The organism is Kitasatospora sp. NPDC028961 (genome assembly GCF_055564815.1).
This window is the reverse complement of the sequence record NZ_JBVHVO010000007.1, coordinates 69,894-85,425: the sequence shown is the minus strand read 5'-3', so window position 1 is coordinate 85,425 and position 15,532 is coordinate 69,894. Positions and strand designations below refer to the sequence as shown.

At 75.7% G+C, this 15,532-nt stretch carries 7 protein-coding genes and 1 pseudogene; 2 read left to right on the top strand and 6 right to left on the bottom strand.

From position 1 onward, the window contains the following. From ACZ4UX_RS15860 to ACZ4UX_RS15850, 3 genes and pseudogenes are all read right to left on the bottom strand, one after another. Positions 1-1,491, bottom strand: a pseudogene (locus tag ACZ4UX_RS15860) (hypothetical protein); the annotation flags it as partial. A 206-nt stretch (positions 1,492-1,697) separates the two neighbouring features. Continuing rightward, a complete protein-coding gene (locus ACZ4UX_RS15855; protein ID WP_465707067.1) occupies positions 1,698-3,263 on the bottom strand; it encodes a lipase maturation factor family protein in 1,566 nt (521 codons plus the stop codon). Between the two features lie 467 nt (positions 3,264-3,730). After that, positions 3,731-4,792, bottom strand: a complete 1,062-nt coding sequence (locus tag ACZ4UX_RS15850) for a GAF domain-containing protein (protein WP_465707066.1) — start codon at positions 4,790-4,792, stop codon at positions 3,731-3,733. 420 nt (positions 4,793-5,212) lie between these two features. Between ACZ4UX_RS15850 and ACZ4UX_RS15845 the strand changes: the two genes are divergently transcribed. Then, entirely contained in the window at positions 5,213-6,487 is a 1,275-nt protein-coding gene (locus ACZ4UX_RS15845) for an acyl-CoA dehydrogenase family protein (RefSeq protein WP_329492320.1), read from the top strand. A gap of 428 nt (positions 6,488-6,915) precedes the next feature. After that, positions 6,916-8,679: a sensor histidine kinase gene (locus tag ACZ4UX_RS15840; protein WP_465707065.1), complete on the top strand. Its 1,764-nt coding sequence runs from the start codon at positions 6,916-6,918 to the stop codon at positions 8,677-8,679. A 107-nt stretch (positions 8,680-8,786) separates the two neighbouring features. On the opposite strand, the gene ACZ4UX_RS15835 is transcribed toward ACZ4UX_RS15840, so the two are convergent. The 3 genes from ACZ4UX_RS15835 to ACZ4UX_RS15825 form a co-directional block, all read right to left on the bottom strand. After that, positions 8,787-9,275, bottom strand: coding sequence for a MarR family winged helix-turn-helix transcriptional regulator (locus ACZ4UX_RS15835; RefSeq protein ID WP_465707064.1), 489 nt, complete (start codon positions 9,273-9,275; stop codon positions 8,787-8,789). Positions 9,276-9,498: 223 nt separating this feature from the next. After that, complete coding sequence (locus ACZ4UX_RS15830; protein ID WP_465707063.1) at positions 9,499-11,520, bottom strand: hypothetical protein; 2,022 nt, start codon at positions 11,518-11,520, stop codon at positions 9,499-9,501. Next, complete coding sequence (locus tag ACZ4UX_RS15825) at positions 11,517-15,530, bottom strand: vWA domain-containing protein (RefSeq protein WP_465707062.1); 4,014 nt, start codon at positions 15,528-15,530, stop codon at positions 11,517-11,519. The genes ACZ4UX_RS15830 and ACZ4UX_RS15825 overlap by 4 nt, the downstream gene beginning before the upstream one ends. Positions 15,531-15,532 lie beyond the last annotated feature (2 nt).

Genomic DNA, 15,532 nt, shown 5'->3' with positions numbered 1-15,532 from the left:
GACGACCTCGGCAACCTCGGCAACCTGCGCAGCCTCGGCTACGGACTCGGCCGGAGCCGCCTCGGGCTCGACGACCTCCGGCTCAACGGCCCCGGCCTCAACCGCGGGCACAACCTCGGCCTCGGGCTCCACGACCTCGGCAACCTCGACCTCCGGCTCGGCCTCGGCCTGCGCCGGGACAGCCGGAGCCGCGTCCACCAGGTCGTCCGCCGCCGGCGAGGGCGCCGGGAGCGAGACGACGAGCGGCCGGGCCTCGACGGGCTCCTCGGCCGTGGGCTCGTCCGCTCCGGTCGCCGCCTCGGCCACGACCTGCTCGGCCTCCGCCTCGGTCGAGCTGTCGGCCGCCACCGGCTCGGCCTCGGTCTCGACAGCTGCCTCTTCGACAACCGCCTCTTCAACGGCCGCCTCTTCGACGACCGTCTCCTCAACGAGCGCCTCGGCGGCGCCCGCCTCCTCGGCGACCGGCTCCTCCGCGACCGGCTCCACGGCGGCGATCTCCTCGACGGGCGTCGCCTCCGTCGCCGTCAGGCCGTCGCGCTGACCTCCGGCCAGGGCCTGGCGGGCGCCGTAGGCGGCCTCGGCAGCGCGGCGGTCGGCGCCGGCGGCAGCGAGCTCGGCGAGCAGGTCGGCCAGACCGGCCTCCTCGAGCGAGGTCCGCAGGGAGCGGATGGTGGGGAGGCGGTAGAGCGTGCCCTCGTCCGCCGCCAGACGCTCCACCAGGTCGATGAGCTCGGGGAACGGCTGTGCTTCCAGGTCGTGCTCGGGCAGCAGCCGGCCCAGGTCGCGCAGCGCGGTGCCGATCGCTTCGAAGGCCGCCGCGGTCCGCTCCGCCAGCGGGCCGTCGGCCGGCGGGACGGGCAGCGCGCCCGAGGGGGCGAGGACGGCCCAGGCCCGACGTTCGATCTTGGCCGAGGCGAGCGCCTCGTGCAGCTCCTCGGGGCGGACCTTGCGGCCGCCGGCGACCAGCGCGGCGGCCTGCTTGCGCAGCCCGCGCACGCGCAGGAACGACAGCTTGACGCCGTTCTCACGACGCCAGGCGCGATCGGCCGTGGCGGCGACGAGCGCGTCCAGGTCGGCGTCGTACGCGGCGCCGATCAGGGTCGCGGAGGTCTGGTGGACACGCTGGAGCGTCTCGGCGAACAGCGCCGCGACGGCGACGCTGCCGGGCACCTCGATCCTGGCGTCGGCGGCCAGGGCGGTGACGGCCTCCCAGGTCTGCTGGAGGTCGCTGCCACGGAGTTCGGCGAGGGCGGTGGAGGCGGCGCGGGCGTCCTCGGGGGTGGCGACGGTGTCGACGGCGGCGTACCACGCGTGGGTCCCGGCGGTGAGGGTGAAGGCACCGAGCTCGGCGTAGCGGCCGAGCTCGTCCCGGAGGCCGGTCTCCACCGTGGCCGCCTGGCCGCGGTTCTGATCCGGGTCCGTGGCGTCCTTGGCGTCTGCGGCGGCCTTGGCGTCTGCGGCGTCGGCGTTGCGCGAGTGAAGCACTGTCATGTGAGGTCCGGTTCTGGGCGACTGCGGCGGGGCGGGCGGCGAGGGGGCGGCGGACCGGGTGCGCACGGAGGCCCCGGCGGGAGGGGCTGGGGGCGCGCGTTCGGGCCGCCGGTTGTGGAGGCCAAGAATACGGGTGCCCGTTCGAGCCTTGCACGCACCCACCGTCCGACGGGCCGGTGTGGCGTGCCACACCGCCCGCCCGGCCGCTACTCGGGAGGGCCGGGCGGGTGGTGCGGTGCGGGGCCGGGCGGGTGACCGGACCGCCGTCGCAGACCGTCCAGGGGTACCGAACGGCTCCGGCGGCCGAGCGGCGGCCGGTGACCGGAACGAGTGAGGGTGTCAAGGCTGACCGGCGCGAGGTACTCGTGCAGCGCGGTCCGGTGCCACCACGCGCCGGTGGACCGCAGTTCGTGCCAGTCGGTGAAACGGTAGCGGTGGAGCGTCGCCCGGACGTGGGTCGGCGGGGCGTCCGGGAACGGATTGTGACGCAGGAGCCGCAGCGTGGCCGGGTCGTTCGTCAGCAATCGGGCGACGAACGGCAGGAACCAGGGCCGGGCGTACGCGGGCGAGATGGCGGCGAACCACATCAGCCAGTCCAGCCGCAGATGGTAGGGGGCGTACTGGCGCGGCAGACGGCGCACGTCGCCGGGCTTGCCCTTGAAGCCGTACTCGCGCCAGACCGTCCGCCCGGTGACGGTGGCCTCGTCGGTGCCCTCGACCACCACCTCCAGGCGGATCCGGTTGACGCTGCCGAAGGCGCCGTAGGTGTTGACCAGATGAAGCCGGTTGAAGGATCGGTTCATCACCTGTTCACGGGAGACCATATTCCGGACCGGCCAGTAGCTGAGCACCGCGACGGCGACGGCCAGCGCGATCACCAGGCCCTCGAACCAGCCGGGGGTACCGCCGTAGGAGCGAGTCCGGAAGGACAGCCCGAAGCGGGCGGGGTCCACGGCGGCGAGGGCGAGGGTGATGGTGAGCCAGTTCAGCCAGGCGAAGTTGCCCGAGGCCACCAGCCAGAGCTGGGTCACCACGACGATCACGGCCGCGTAGCCGGCGACCGGCTGCGGGAGGAGCAGGCCGACCGGTACCAGGAGCTGGGTGACGTGGTTGGCGGCGACCTCGGCCCGGTGCAGCGGCCCGGGCAGGTGGTGGAAGAACCAGCTGAGCGGTCCCGGCATCGGCTGGGTCTCGTGGTGGTAGCGCAGACAGGTCAGGTCGCGCCAGCAGCTGTCGCCGCGCAGTTTGATCAGCCCGGCGCCGAACTCGACCCGGAACGCCAGCCAGCGCAGCAGCCAGAGCACCGGGAGCGGCGGGGCGACGTCCTGGTTGCCCAGGAAGACGGCGAGGAAGCCGGCCTCCAGCAGCAGGGACTCCCAGCCGAAGGAGTACCAGGTCTGGCCGACGTTGACGATCGACAGGTAGAGCAGCCAGAGCACCGCCCACAGCAGCATCGACGCCCAGAGCGGGACGGCGTCGCCCAGGCCGGCGACCAGGCCCGCCGAGAGCAGGGCACCCGTGCCGGCGACGGCGGCGAAGAAGCGGTCGCTGTAGTGGAGGTGGAAGAGGCTCGGCGCGCGGCGGAACGGTACCCGGGCGGTATAGGCGGGCACCGGAAGCATGCCCTCGGCGCCGATCAGGGCCCGGAACTGCGCGGCGGCGGCCACGAATCCGGTCAGGTAGACGGCGGCCAGCAGCCGTTGCACGAGGACCCGGCTCGGCCCGTACTCGGGTGCGGCGAACCAGTCGGCGAACCACTCCATGCGGCCCATGCCTACCATCGGCGGCCGTGCCGCGGGCGCCCGTCCGGGGGACGGGGCGTCCGGTTCACCCGCGCGGCGGCCGGGCGGCTCGCAACGAGCGGCGGCAGCGCTGCGGCGGACGGCGGTGCGGCGGTGCGGCGGTGCGGCAGCGGACGGCTGTGGCCGCGACTACGGCGGCGGGCTCCCGGCGGTCACCGTGGTGGGGCGCCTCTCCTCGGGGGTGAGAGGCGCCCCGGCACGGTGGCGGGGCCGGTGGGTACGGGGTCCGTCCTGGATGTGGCGCCGGTCCGGGACGTGGCGCCGGTCGTGGTCGGGCCGGCGGCGGTGGCCGGTCCGGCGGCTGCGACGGCGGCGGTCGTGTCGGCGGCACCGGTGGTGGTGGTGCCGGCGGCGTAAGTCGTGGTCGTGGTCGTGGCGGGGGTCGTGGCAGGGGCCGTGTTCATCGTGGTGGGGGACGGGTGCGGTGGCGTCCGGGGTCAGCCCGGGAGGACCAGCCCGGTCTCCCCGCCGCCGATGCCCGGTCGGCCGGTGGCGCCACCACCGCTCTGCTGGAGCCGGTCGACCAGCAGCGCGGCCAGCGTGCCCAGCTCCTCCTCGGTGCGGGACTGCGCGGTGACGTCCATGCCGACCACGAGCACGCCGTTCACCTGGCCGGTCCGCGCGGCCCGCTGCGGGGTGCAGGTGAAGCTGAAGATCTGGTGGATCCGCTGGGCGTCCGGCCGGGTGGACTGGAAACGGACGTCGTTCAGGACGGCGGTCCGACCGGTGTGGTACGCCTCGCCGACCGTCTGCTCCAGCCCGGCGGCGGCCAGCTGCGGGTAGGCCTGCCCGATCGAGCCGTGGGCCACCGGCGCACCGAAGGCCTCGGCGTGCCCGGGGTTGACGTAGCGGAGCTCCTGCTCGGGCCCGCGGGTCAGCATGATCGGGAACGGCGAACCGTCGAAGGCGGCGAACATCTCCTGCTGCTGGGCGATCAGGTTGTCGCGCAGCCGGATCTCGGAGAGCAGCGCCTCGGCGAGGTGCTGGATGTCGCGCAGCCGCTCGCGCCCCCACTGGCGGGGTTCACGGTCGAGGACGCAGACGGTGCCGATGACGGTGTCGGTGTCGTCGACCAGCGGGGCGCCGAGGTAGGCGCGCACCGCCAGCTCGTCGACGACCGGGTTCCCGGCGAACCGGGGGTAGGCGAGGACGTCGTCGAGCGCCAGCGGGGAGCGCTGGGCGACCACGTGCGGGCAGAAGCCGTGGCTCAGCGGCATCTCCCGGCTCGGGAGGTCGAAGACGATCCCCCGGTCGGCCCAGGAGCAGCCGGTGTCGCCCGGGGCGGCGGAGTTTGGCGGAATGAAGAGCCCCCGGAACATCTGCCGCTCGTCGTTGATGAAGTTGACCATGGCGATGGGGGCGCGGGTGAGGCTGGCGGCCAGGTGGGCGAAGCGGTCGAAGGCCTCGTCCACGGTGGGTTCGTTGAGACCCAGGATGCGCAGCCGGCGGGTCCGCTCGGACTCGCCGGCGGCACCCGGGAACTGGCCTTGAGTGCTCATCACATCAGTCATGGCGCACATGTAATCAGACCATCGGCGCGATGGACCCTCTCGGCCCACCCGACTCCCACGACTGACGGGCGGTCAAACCCGCACGTGGACGACCCGCCAGCAGGGCCGAAAAGCGGGAATGATCATTCCCCCGCGGCGGCGGCTTTCAATCCTCCTCCGACTTCGGGCGATCCGTTTCGCGCCATTCCAAGATCGACTATGGAGAGGGCCGGATCGCCATACGACAATGAGCCCTGCCGAAAACAGGGACGGGTTTCCGCCAGGATCCCGCCCCGCACATCCGCGCGTACCGGCTGCACCAGGGCAACCGGCCGCCACCTCATCACCCCCACCCTTGGGCGGCCGGAGCGGTTCGGCTGCACGGACGGAGGCACCACCACCCCGGAATCGAGAGGACCCAGCATGGCGATGGACTACTTCACCGACGAACGGCACGAGAGCCTCCGCGCGGAGGTACGTGAGTTCGCGGAGAAGGAGGTGCGCCCGCAGGTGGCCAGAATGGAGGCCGACCGGACGGTCGAGGTCGAACTCTCCCGCGAGATCGCCCAGCGCGGCTGGATCGGCGCGACCATTCCGCGGACCTTCGGCGGGCTCGGTCTCGGCCACCTCGCCAAGACGGTCATCGTCGAGGAGCTGGCCCGGGTCAGCGGCGCGATGGGCGCGATGGCGCAGGCCTCGCAGCTCGGCGTCGCCAAGGTGATCCACTTCGGCTCCGACACCCAGCGCCGCTACTGGCTGCCGCGGTTCGCCTCCGGCGAGGTGCTGCCGACGATCGCCGTCACCGAACCCGAATCGGGCGGCCACGTGCTCGGCATGACCGGCACCGCGCGGCGCGAGGGGGACGAGTACGTCCTCAACGGCCGCAAGTGGTTCGTCGGCAACTCCCACATCGGCGACGTGCACGGCGTGGTGCTCCGCACCGGCGAGGGCAGCCGGGGCCTCTCCGCCTTCCTGGTGGAGAGCGACCGCCCGGGCTTTCGCACCGGCAGCCCCGGCTCGCAGAGCGGCCTGCACGGCTTCAGCTTCGGCGAGATCGTCTTCGAGGACTGCCGCGTCCCCGCCGCCAACCGGCTGGGCGAGGAGAGCCAGGGCCTGGACATCGCCTACTCCTCCTCGACCCTGTACGGACGGCTGAACCTGGCCGCCGTCGCACTCGGCATCCACCGGGCGATCGTGGAGGACACCGTGCGGTTCGCCGAGGGGCGGGTGCTCTACGGGAAGCCGCTCTCCCAGCTGCCGAACATAGCGCTCAAGCTGGGCGAGATGCAGTCCCGCCTGATGACCGCCAAGCTGGCCGCCTACCACGCCTCGCACCAGCTGGACCACGGCCGGCCCTGCGACGCCGAGTTGATGAACGCCAAGCTGATCAACACCGAGTACGTGCTGGACTCGGCGCGGAACGCGATGGAGATCCACGCCGCCCGGGGCCTGCAGGCCGAGTTCCACATCGAGCGCTACCTGCGGGACGCCACCCACATCTACCCGCCCGCCGGCACCTCCGACGTCCAGCGGCTGCGGCTCGGCCAGGTGGCCTCGGGCACGTACGGCAAGCAGTGGTCGGCGGAGCTGTCCGACCTCACGAGCTGGGCCTGGACCGAACTGGCCCAGCGGGAGGCCCGGCTGGAGGCCGAGGCCGCCCGCCCGGCCGGCGCCGCCCTGCTGCACATGCCGCTCGCCGGCTGAAGCCCCCACCCCCCACACGGAGGCATCCGAGCCACCCGGAACCGGCCCACGCCCGGCTTCCGGCCCGCCTCGGACTTCCCGTACTTGACCTGTTCCTGACGGCTTTCCGGAGACCTCCCCTCAGGCTCCCGGGAAGTCGTCGACGACCAGGACCACCGAGCTGACCTGCGGAGATCCACCGAAAAGCGGCCGATCGCCCGATGTAAAGACGCGTCACCATCCGCTTACATATCGTCAGTTGATGTTGCGACAGAGCCTCCCGGGGCTGATAGCGTGCCCGAAGTCGGCGGCCGTGCTGCACCCGCTCGGACGGTGGTACCACGCCACCTCGTCCGGCCCCCTCCGGGCCCGCCGGCCGTGGCGGCTCCGAGACCCCGGCCGGACCGCACACGGGCAGACCCGCCGTTGGCCCTGCACCAAGGAATCAGATGCCAGGCATATCGGCCCCGCGCACGGGCCACCGCGCCGGCCGGTCCGGCTCGCTCCGCCGCTCTCTCCTCGCCCTCGTGCTGGTCCCCTGCCTCGGCCTCGCCGCCACCTGGGGCTACGCCCTCTCCCTGCTGCGCGGCACCGGCCACCGGAACGCCCTGGCGGTCGCCAGCGCGGCCGTCGCCGTCGTGCTGCTCTGGAGCCTGACCCGCGGCATCCGACTGGCCCGGTCGGTGTCCGCCCGGCTGCGCGACCTGCGGGCCGACACTCTCTCGATCGCCCGGCACGAGATCCCCCAGGTGGTCGGTCGGCTCCGGGCCGGCGAATCCGTCCCGCCACCGCCCGCCTGGATCCCCGCCCGGCGCCTCGGCGACGAACTCCACCAGACCGCCGAGGGGCTCTCCGCCGTCCGCACCGCCGCCCTCACCGCCATCGTGCACCAGGCCCAGGGGCGGGAGGGCACCAAGAAGGTCTTCCTCAACATCGCCCGCCGCACCCAGATCCTGCTCCACCGCCAGATCAGCATGCTGGACGCGCTGGAGCGCGAGCACGAGGACCCCGGGCTGCTGCGCGAGCTGTTCGCGGTCGACCACCTCGCCACCCGGATGCGGCGCAACGCCGAGAACCTGGTCATCCTCGGCGGCGCGCTGCCCGCCCGGCGCTGGCGCAACGCCGTCCCGGTCGTCAACGTGCTGCGCAGCGCCGTCTCGGAGACGGAGAACTACTCCCGGGTGGTCGTGCAGGGCATCCCGCGCGTCGCGCTCGGCGGCCAGGCCGTCGCCGACGTCATCCATCTGATCGCCGAGCTGATCGAGAACGGCACCACCTTCTCCCCGCCCTACACCAAGGTGCAGGTCTCCGCGCAGGAAGTCCCCCGGGGGCTGGCCGTCGAGGTCGAGGACCGCGGTCTCGGGATGTGCCGGGACGAGTACGAGCAGCTCAACGCCTACCTGGCCGACCCGCCCGAGCTGGACGTCTCCGCGCTCGGGGACGACCTGCGGCTCGGCCTCTTCGTGGTGGCCAGGCTGGCCTCCCGGCACCACATCCAGGTCACCCTGCGGTCCTCCCCCTTCGGGGGGACGCGGGCCGTGGTGCTGCTGCCGTCGGCGCTGCTGGAGCGGATGGAACAGACCCCGTCCGTGGCCGGCCTGCCGCCCGGCGCCCGGGTGACCCGGCCGCCGGTGGTGGCGGAGGCCGACCGGAGCGGGGGCGGGGACGGCGGGAACGGGGACGGCGGGTCGGGCGAGGAGCCGGAGGCCCCGGAGGCGCTGACCGCGGGCGCGCCCCCGGCTCCCCCGGCGGCCGGCTCGCCGATCCCCGGGCTGCCCGACGCGGTGGTCGTCCCCCGGGCCTCGTCGTGGCAGCCGTCGGCGCCGCAGGCCTCACCGTCGCGGGCTTCGTCGCCCTGGCAGGACGACAGTCCGTTCGGCGCGGCCTCGGGCACGGGTGCGGACGCCGGTGTTCCGGAGGGTGTCCGCCCGAACGACGCGCCTTCGGACGGCGCCCCTTCCGACCGCGCGCCTTCGGACGGTGGCGCGGTAGCCGGGGAGGCGTCCGCCGGACCGCGGTACGCGAACCCTCGGGAGGCCCTGTGGGACGGCGTGGTGGAGAGCCACCCGGCCGACCCCGCCACGCGTACGCACGAGGGCGTCCAGGAGGTCCCGTCGGACCACGGACTCGAAGGGCACCCCCGCGTCCCGCCCTCCCTCCCCCGGCGGGTCCGCAAGACCGGCCCCGCGCAACAGAGGCCGGACGAGGTGTGACCCGACCCGGCCACCGCTCCGGCGGCGGCCGGGTCGGGTTCTCGGCCGCGCGCCGGTGCCGGTGTCGGTACCGGCTTCGGCGCCGACGTCGGCCGTACCGGTCGGGGTCAGACGGCGGCCGCGACGGTGGCCGGGACAGCGGCCGCCGCCGGGGTGAGCTTGAGCTCCTCCAGGGCCCGCACCAACGGGGCCAGCTCCGGCGCGTCGGTGGCCTTGGCGAGCGTCGCCTCCAGGGTGGCGTCGTGCACCGGCCGGGCGGCTTCGAGCAGCTGGCGGCCCTGTGGGGTCAGCTCGGTGTAGATGCCGCGCCGATCGTCGACGCAGAGGAAGCGGCTGAGCAGGCCGCGGTCCTCCAGGCGGGTCACCAGGCGGGTGGTCGCGCTGCTGCTCAGGGCCGCGGCCCGGGCCAGCTGCTGCATCCGCATGTGCCAGCCGTCCTGCCGCGAGAGCGCGTCCAGCACCGTGTACTCGACCACCGAGAGCTGGTGCTCGCTCTGGAGCGCCTTCTCCAGCGCGGCGTCGATGAGGCCGTGCAGAGCGGCGAGCGTACGCCAGCCGCACGCGCGGATCTCGGCAGCATCGTCGTGGATACCCATGGCTCGCCCTTCGCTTTCCCTGTTCCGGCCCGGACCCCGGCCCGAGCTCGTGCACGAACCCGGGCTCGAACCCGGGCTCGAACCCGGACCGGACCCGTGGCCCGGTCGGCCCACCGGCCGGTCACTTGTCCGGCCCCGGTCGACGGTAGTACGACCGGTCGAACGTCTTCCCGCCCCCCAGTATGCCATTCGACGCGCTTTACCTGCCTGTGCAAATACTTTCTTATGACCCGGCCTTGACCGGATCCTGCCCTTGCCAGCCACCCGCGCAGAGCGCCGAGGCCAACTCCTCGCCGTAGCAGGCCGCCGCCAGCCAGGCGGAGGTGAACGCGGCATGGTCGTCCGCCACCACCCTGCCGAACACGTCGCGGGGCTGGTCCGCCGCCGCCGCGCGGAGCGCGTCGAGCAGGGCCGCCCCCGTGGCCAGACCGGCCGCGCGCAGCTCCGACCGGCCGGTGTCCGCCGCCCCGGCGCCGAGCGCGAGCCCCTGCCGCCCGCCGGTCACCGCCTGCTCCACCCGGCGCGCCAGCAGATGGACCGGAGCCGCGGGCCCGACCGGTCCGGCCGCACTGCTCGGGACCTCGACGGGGGCGGAGGTGCTGGACGCGGCGCCGAGGGTGAGATCGGCGGTCTGCAACCGCTCCAGGCCCAGATTGACCCGCGCCGCCCGATCGGCGGGCAGCGCGAGGGCCGGCTCCCCCGGCTGGGGTCCAACCGGTGGCGTACCCACCGCGAGCAGCCGCAGCTCCGGGTGCTCGGCCCGCTCCAGCCGGCCGATCACCCGCAGCCGCAGGCCCGGCGCGGTGGTGAGCAGCGCCAGGTTGCCCCGGAACGCCAGCCCGGGGTGGTCGTGGGCCGCGCGCAGCGCGACCACCCGCCCACCGCAGTCGGCCAGCAGCTCGGGCAGGCCGCCCGACCCGTGCGGGGCGGCGCCGAGCAGCGTGACGTCCAGGAACAGCAGGTCGCTCCCGGCCAGCCGGCCCTCGTACGGCAGCGCCGCCGCTGCCAGGGCCCGCTCCACCTGGACGGCCGGGGGCTCCGTCCAGAGCCCGGCGACCGGGTCCGCCGTCCACGCCACTCCCCCGGCCCGCACCGCTCGAACCGAACTGCCCGCGCCGAGCCGACCGTTGGCGGACCGCGTCGCCCCCTGGACGGCCAGCCCCGCCCGGCTGAACTCGCGGTGGCTGAGCAGGGCGTCACCCAACCGGACCGCCCGGTTCCCCGCGCCGACCGCCTGCGGGGCGGCCGTCGTCGGGTCGGCGTGCGGCATCACCTCGGCGACGGTACTCAGCACGCCGGTGGCATCCACCGCCCAGGTGAGTACGCCCGCGTGGGTGGCGGTCAGGACCGGTTCGGTGAACAGCCCGTACAGCCGCAGCCCACCCGCCTCCCGGTAGGCCTGACGTGCGGTACCGCGCAGGGCGGCGAGATCGCCGTGCCCCGTACCCGGGGCCGCGGTTCGCGCGGGGGTCAGGGCCGTGGCCACAGTCGGGGGCAAGGTCGGGGACAAGGTCGTGGTCAGGGTCGTGGTCAGGTCGAGCAGCTCGCGCAGGCCGGCGATCAGGAGTGCGAGCCGGTGGTCCGGCTCGCCCGAGCGGGCGGCCCGGAGCCAGCTCACCACCGCGACCGCTGCCGCGGCCGGCCGGTGGAACCCGTTCAGCCGCGCCCGGTGGGCCGCCCGCAGCAGCTCCGCCTGGAGCACGGCGCCGGCTCCGCCCACCCCGGCCGCCAGCACGGCCGCGGCGGCGCGGTGCAGGTGGTGGACGGCGGCCTGCTCGGCCGCCGTGAGCGAACCACCGGAGGCGTCGTCGGGAGCGGCATCGGGAGCGGCATCGGGAGCGGTGCGGGGGCCGCCGGGCGGGCCGCCGACCGGTCCCGGTTCGGTGCCCGACCCCGGGCCCGGTTCGGTGTCCGGGCCCGGTTCGGTGTCCGCGTCGGCGATCCGGCAGACCGTGACCGCCGCCGCCCGGTGCACGCAGGCCGGCGCCAGCAGGCAGCCGCAGCGCACATCGGCCTGCCCCCGGACCACCCCGCCCGGCGCGTGCAGGACGAGGGAGGTCTCCTCGTCCACCTCGATCCGCCACTCGTCGCCGTCCCGGCGCACCGGGCGCTCCGCCAGCTTGGCGGCCGCGCCGTCCAGCCGCTTCTGCAGGCGGGCCGACAGCCCCGCCACCACTTCGGCGACCACCTCCGGCCGGACGGCCGGCCAGGCCCCGCCGGACGGCACGCTCTGCTGCTCAGTCATCGGACCTTCTCCCCCACCCAGCGGGCCAGTTCGAGCGGGCTCAGCGCCGCCACCGGCATTCCGGCCGCGACCAGCTGGCTCGCGACCGCCTTCGAGTAACGCGCCGTCCCGGTGTCGTCGAGCGCGGCGCAGCCGAGCACGTGACAGCCGGAGTCGACCAGCGCGCGGGTCTGCGTCAGCAGCCCGCCGATTGGTCCGCCCTCCTCGAAGTCGCTGATCACCGCGACCAGCGTCCGGGACGGCACGGTCACCAGCTCGCGTGCGTACTTCAGCCCGGTGGCGATGTGGGTGCCGCCGCCGATCCGGACCTCCAGGAGCAGGCCGAGCGGGTCCTCCACCCGCTCGGTCAGGTCGACGACCTCGGTGGAGAAGGCGACGAAGTGGGTGCTCAGCGAGGGCACCCCGGCCAGGATCGAGGCGGTCAGCGCCGCCCAGACCGTGGATGCCTCCATCGACCCGGACACGTCCACCACCAGGATCAGCCGCCAGTCGGCCGCCAGTCGGGCCCTGGTCCGGAAGACCGGCCGTTCCGGGACGATCACCGTGCCCGCCTCCGGATCCCCCGGCCGGGCCGGGCGCGCGGTGGCGAGGTTCGCCCGGATCGTCCGGTGGAGGTCGAGCCCGCCGCCGGGCCGCCGGCTCGGCCGCGGCACGCTGATCCCGGTGAGCGCCGGTCGGAGCCTGGTCGCCAGCTCCCGAGTGAGCTCGGACACCAGGTGCCGCACCAGTGGACGCAGTCCGGCGATCCGCGCCTCCGGCAGGCCACCGGCGTGCTCCAGCACGGTCCGGAGCAGGTCGACGGAGGGGCGGACGGCACCCGGGTCGATCGCGTCCAGCGCGTCGGCCCGGCCCTGCCCCACGGCGGCGGCGAGCACCTCTTCGCGGATGCCCGGCCCGAACAGCGCGGTCAGCTCCTCGGACCACTCGCGCACGCCCGGGTACGGGGCCTCACGGCCGCCCCGGTTGCCGCCCGCCCCGCCCCGACCGTCCAGCCCCGGCCCGGACCCCTCCCCGTGCCCGGTGCCGTACAGCTCGTCGAGCGCGGTCGCGAGCCTGGCCGCACGTCCCCCGAGGCCTCCGCCCCCCGGCCGCCCGAGCAGCAGCCGCCACCGCTCGGCCGGCGCGAGCCCCTGCCCGGCGGACGCGGGAGCGGGGACGTGCGCAGCGGGCCCCGGAGCCGGCCCGGCATCCGTTCCCGGGCCGTGGAAGGGCTGGACGGCCTGCCCGCGGGCGGGGTGTCCGTCGTCGGCGGCCACGGCGCGGTGAGCCGTCCGGCCGGGATGATCGGCCGCCGCGAGCCGCCCGGGTGTCGGCTCGACCGCCGGGCCACCGGCCGTCGCGGGAACATCGCCGGCCGGCCCGCCGACGAGCTCGTCCGCCGGCCGGTCGGAGCACCCGGGTGCGGCCAGCGGTCGGGCAGTCGGCTCGGCCGTCGGGGCGGTGGGTCGCTCCGGGAGCAGCCCGCGTCGTTCCAGGGCGGCCCGGGCGGCGAGGTCCGCGCGGGCCCAGGCGGCGAGCAGCGCCGGCGGAACGGCGTCCGGCAGGGCCTGCAGACGGCTGCCCAGACGCTCCTCGACCAGTGTCAGCAACCGGTCCCGGGCGGCCGGGGCGAGGGTGTCGAAGCCGCCGCGCAATGCGGGCAGCCGGTCCAGGAACGCCGTGTCGGACAGGGCGGTGACCCGCTCCAGCACCGGTTCGAGCGCCTCGGGCGCGGTGGAGAAGAGCCCCTCCGCCGCCGTCAGCAGACCGACCAGCGATCGGCCGAGGGCATGACGAGTCCCGGTGTCGGTGGCTCCGTCGACCCAGGAGGCCGCGCGGCCGCCGAACGCGCTCGGGCCGTCCTGCCCGAGCAGGACCCGCACGGCCCCGGCCGCTCCCCGGACCAACGGGCTCCCGCCGTCGGCGAGTTCGGTCAGCGTGTGGGCGAGCCGCACGCCGCCGGACAGGTCGGCCCGGCGGGCCAGCTCCACCAGGGCCCGGGCATCGGCGGGGTCGTCGGACCCGCCCAGCCCCTCCAGTTGGCGCACCGCCGCGTCGGTCAGCAGCTCCGCGGCCGAAGCGAGTGCGACGGCCCGGCCGCCGGGCTCGATCGGCCCGGCCCGCTCCCCGGGCGGCGCGGCCGGCTCCGTCCGGTCCGCGGTCGCCGGTGCGGAGGAGTCCCGCCGCGCCTCGGGGGCGAGGCCGGGGATGTGACCGGCGGCGAGGCGGTCCAGCAGGGCCAGTGCGTCCAGGAGTTCGGGGAGCGTCCCGCTCTGCGGGAGGACGGCGGTGAGCTGGGCGAGTCGGGTGTCGGCGAGCGCCGGCAGTCCGCAGGCGGCGGCGTCGGCGAGGCCCTGGACCACCTCGCGGGCGGTCGGGCCGTCGGCCTGCTGCTCGCGGCGCAGCCGCTCCCGCAGCGCGCCCTCGGCCGCCTGGGCCGGGGTGACGCCACGGGTGCCGGCGACCGTCAGCATCGCGGCGACGGTCGGGCTCCACTGCACGCGCCAGCGGGCGCCGAGGGTCTCGGTGCCGCCCGCGCCCACCCCGGCCACCGGTTCGCCGTAGGGGACGCCGCAGGCGGTGAGGCGGTGCAGGAGCAGGTCGCGGCGGCGGTCGAGGGCCGAGCGCAGTGGGTCCAGCCGGAGTTCCCGCGGGGCGGTCTCGGCGGAGTCGCCCGGCCCGGGGAGGCCGAGTTCGCTGAGGGCCGCTTCGACGGCGGGTGCCAGGCCGCTGCGCGGGGCGCCGGGCGCGGCCCGCCCGGTCCGGGTGCCGACCAGGACGCGCTCCAGCGCGCGGGCGACGGCCCGGCCACGGCCGAGCGGCTCCCCCTGGGCGAGGACGGTCTGCACGGCTTCGACCAGTTCGCCCCGGCCGGGGGCGGCCAGCCCGCGCAGCCGGGCGAGGTCCCCGGCGAGCCGGACGATCTCGCGGGCGTCGGCCGGACCCGACGGGTGGTCCTGGGTGCGCAGGGCCTGGCAGATGCGCACCGCGGTGCCGGTCAGGGCGTCGGCGAGCCGCTCCGGATCGCCGCCCGCGTCGAGCACCGTGTGCTGCCACTCGGGGTCTCGGATGCCTGCCGGATACCCGGACCGGGCGTCGAGCAGGGGGTAGGTGTAGGGGATCAGCGAGACGACGTGGCCGCCGTTCTCCGCGTGGTCGCCGGGCTCCGCGTGGCCGCCGTCCCCGCCGCCGTCGGGGTGGGGCCCGGCGGCCGCCGCGTCGTCGAGCAGCGCGGGGGCGTGGAACGCCCCGATGACGGCGGCGACCCGGCGCCCGTCGGCCCCGGCGGCCCGGATCCGCGCGCGCATCCAGGCCTCGCGTCGCAGGTCGTACGGGTCGACCCCGGCGCCGTCCGCCGCGTCGCGGCGCATCGCCCAGCCGACCAGCAGCGCGGCGCGGCGGACGGCCTCCGGGGTGGACCCGGGGGCGGCGGTCTCGACCAGGCGGTCCCAGAGGTCATCGTCGTCGTCCCGCCCGGTGAGCCGGTGCCGCAGCGCGGCGGCGACGCCGGGGCGGCCGTCGTGCGCGGTGTCCCCGCTCGCCCGGCGGGCCTCGGCCCGCCGGGCGAGCGGCAGGTCGCAGGTGAGGGCCGGGACGCCGTTGCGACGGGCCCACCGCAGCGCGGCCAGCTCCGGGGAGAAGTCCGCGAACGGGTAGAAGGCGAGCCCGGCGGGCCCCTCGCCCGGACCGTCCCCGGAGCCGTCCGGGGCGGCCGCGAGGGCGACCGGCGCCCGGGTGGACTCGTCGGCCAGCCAGTCCAGCCAGGGCTGGAACTCGGCGGGCAGCTCGACCAGGACCACCTCGGGCCGGGCCGCGTCGAGCAGCGCGGGCACCACCGCGCTGAGCGAGGGGGCGTGGTGCCGCACCCCGATCAGGAACGGCCCCGGGCGGCCTGCCCCCGAGGCGGCCAACCGCGCCGCCTCCGCCTCGACCACCCCGCGCGGGTCGTCGTGGTCCCCGGGCGTGCCGGGGCCGCGAAGGCCCGCTCCTCCGGCTCCGGAGAGTCCGGTCACCGCGCTGCTCGTCGTCATCG

What these genes read in the sequence shown, in the direction of transcription:
- ACZ4UX_RS15855 (WP_465707067.1), bottom strand. Translation starts at nt 3,263, where the DNA reads ATGGGCCGCATGGAGTGGTTCGCCGACTGGTTCGCCGCACCCGAGTAC.
- ACZ4UX_RS15850 (WP_465707066.1), bottom strand. Translation starts at nt 4,792, where the DNA reads ATGAGCACTCAAGGCCAGTTCCCGGGTGCCGCCGGCGAGTCCGAGCGG.
- ACZ4UX_RS15845 (WP_329492320.1), top strand. Translation starts at nt 5,213, where the DNA reads ATGGACTACTTCACCGACGAACGGCACGAGAGCCTCCGCGCGGAGGTA.
- ACZ4UX_RS15840 (WP_465707065.1), top strand. Translation starts at nt 6,916, where the DNA reads ATGCCAGGCATATCGGCCCCGCGCACGGGCCACCGCGCCGGCCGGTCC.
- ACZ4UX_RS15835 (WP_465707064.1), bottom strand. Translation starts at nt 9,275, where the DNA reads ATGGGTATCCACGACGATGCTGCCGAGATCCGCGCGTGCGGCTGGCGT.
- ACZ4UX_RS15830 (WP_465707063.1), bottom strand. Translation starts at nt 11,520, where the DNA reads ATGACTGAGCAGCAGAGCGTGCCGTCCGGCGGGGCCTGGCCGGCCGTC.
- ACZ4UX_RS15825 (WP_465707062.1), bottom strand. Translation starts at nt 15,530, where the DNA reads ATGACGACGAGCAGCGCGGTGACCGGACTCTCCGGAGCCGGAGGAGCG.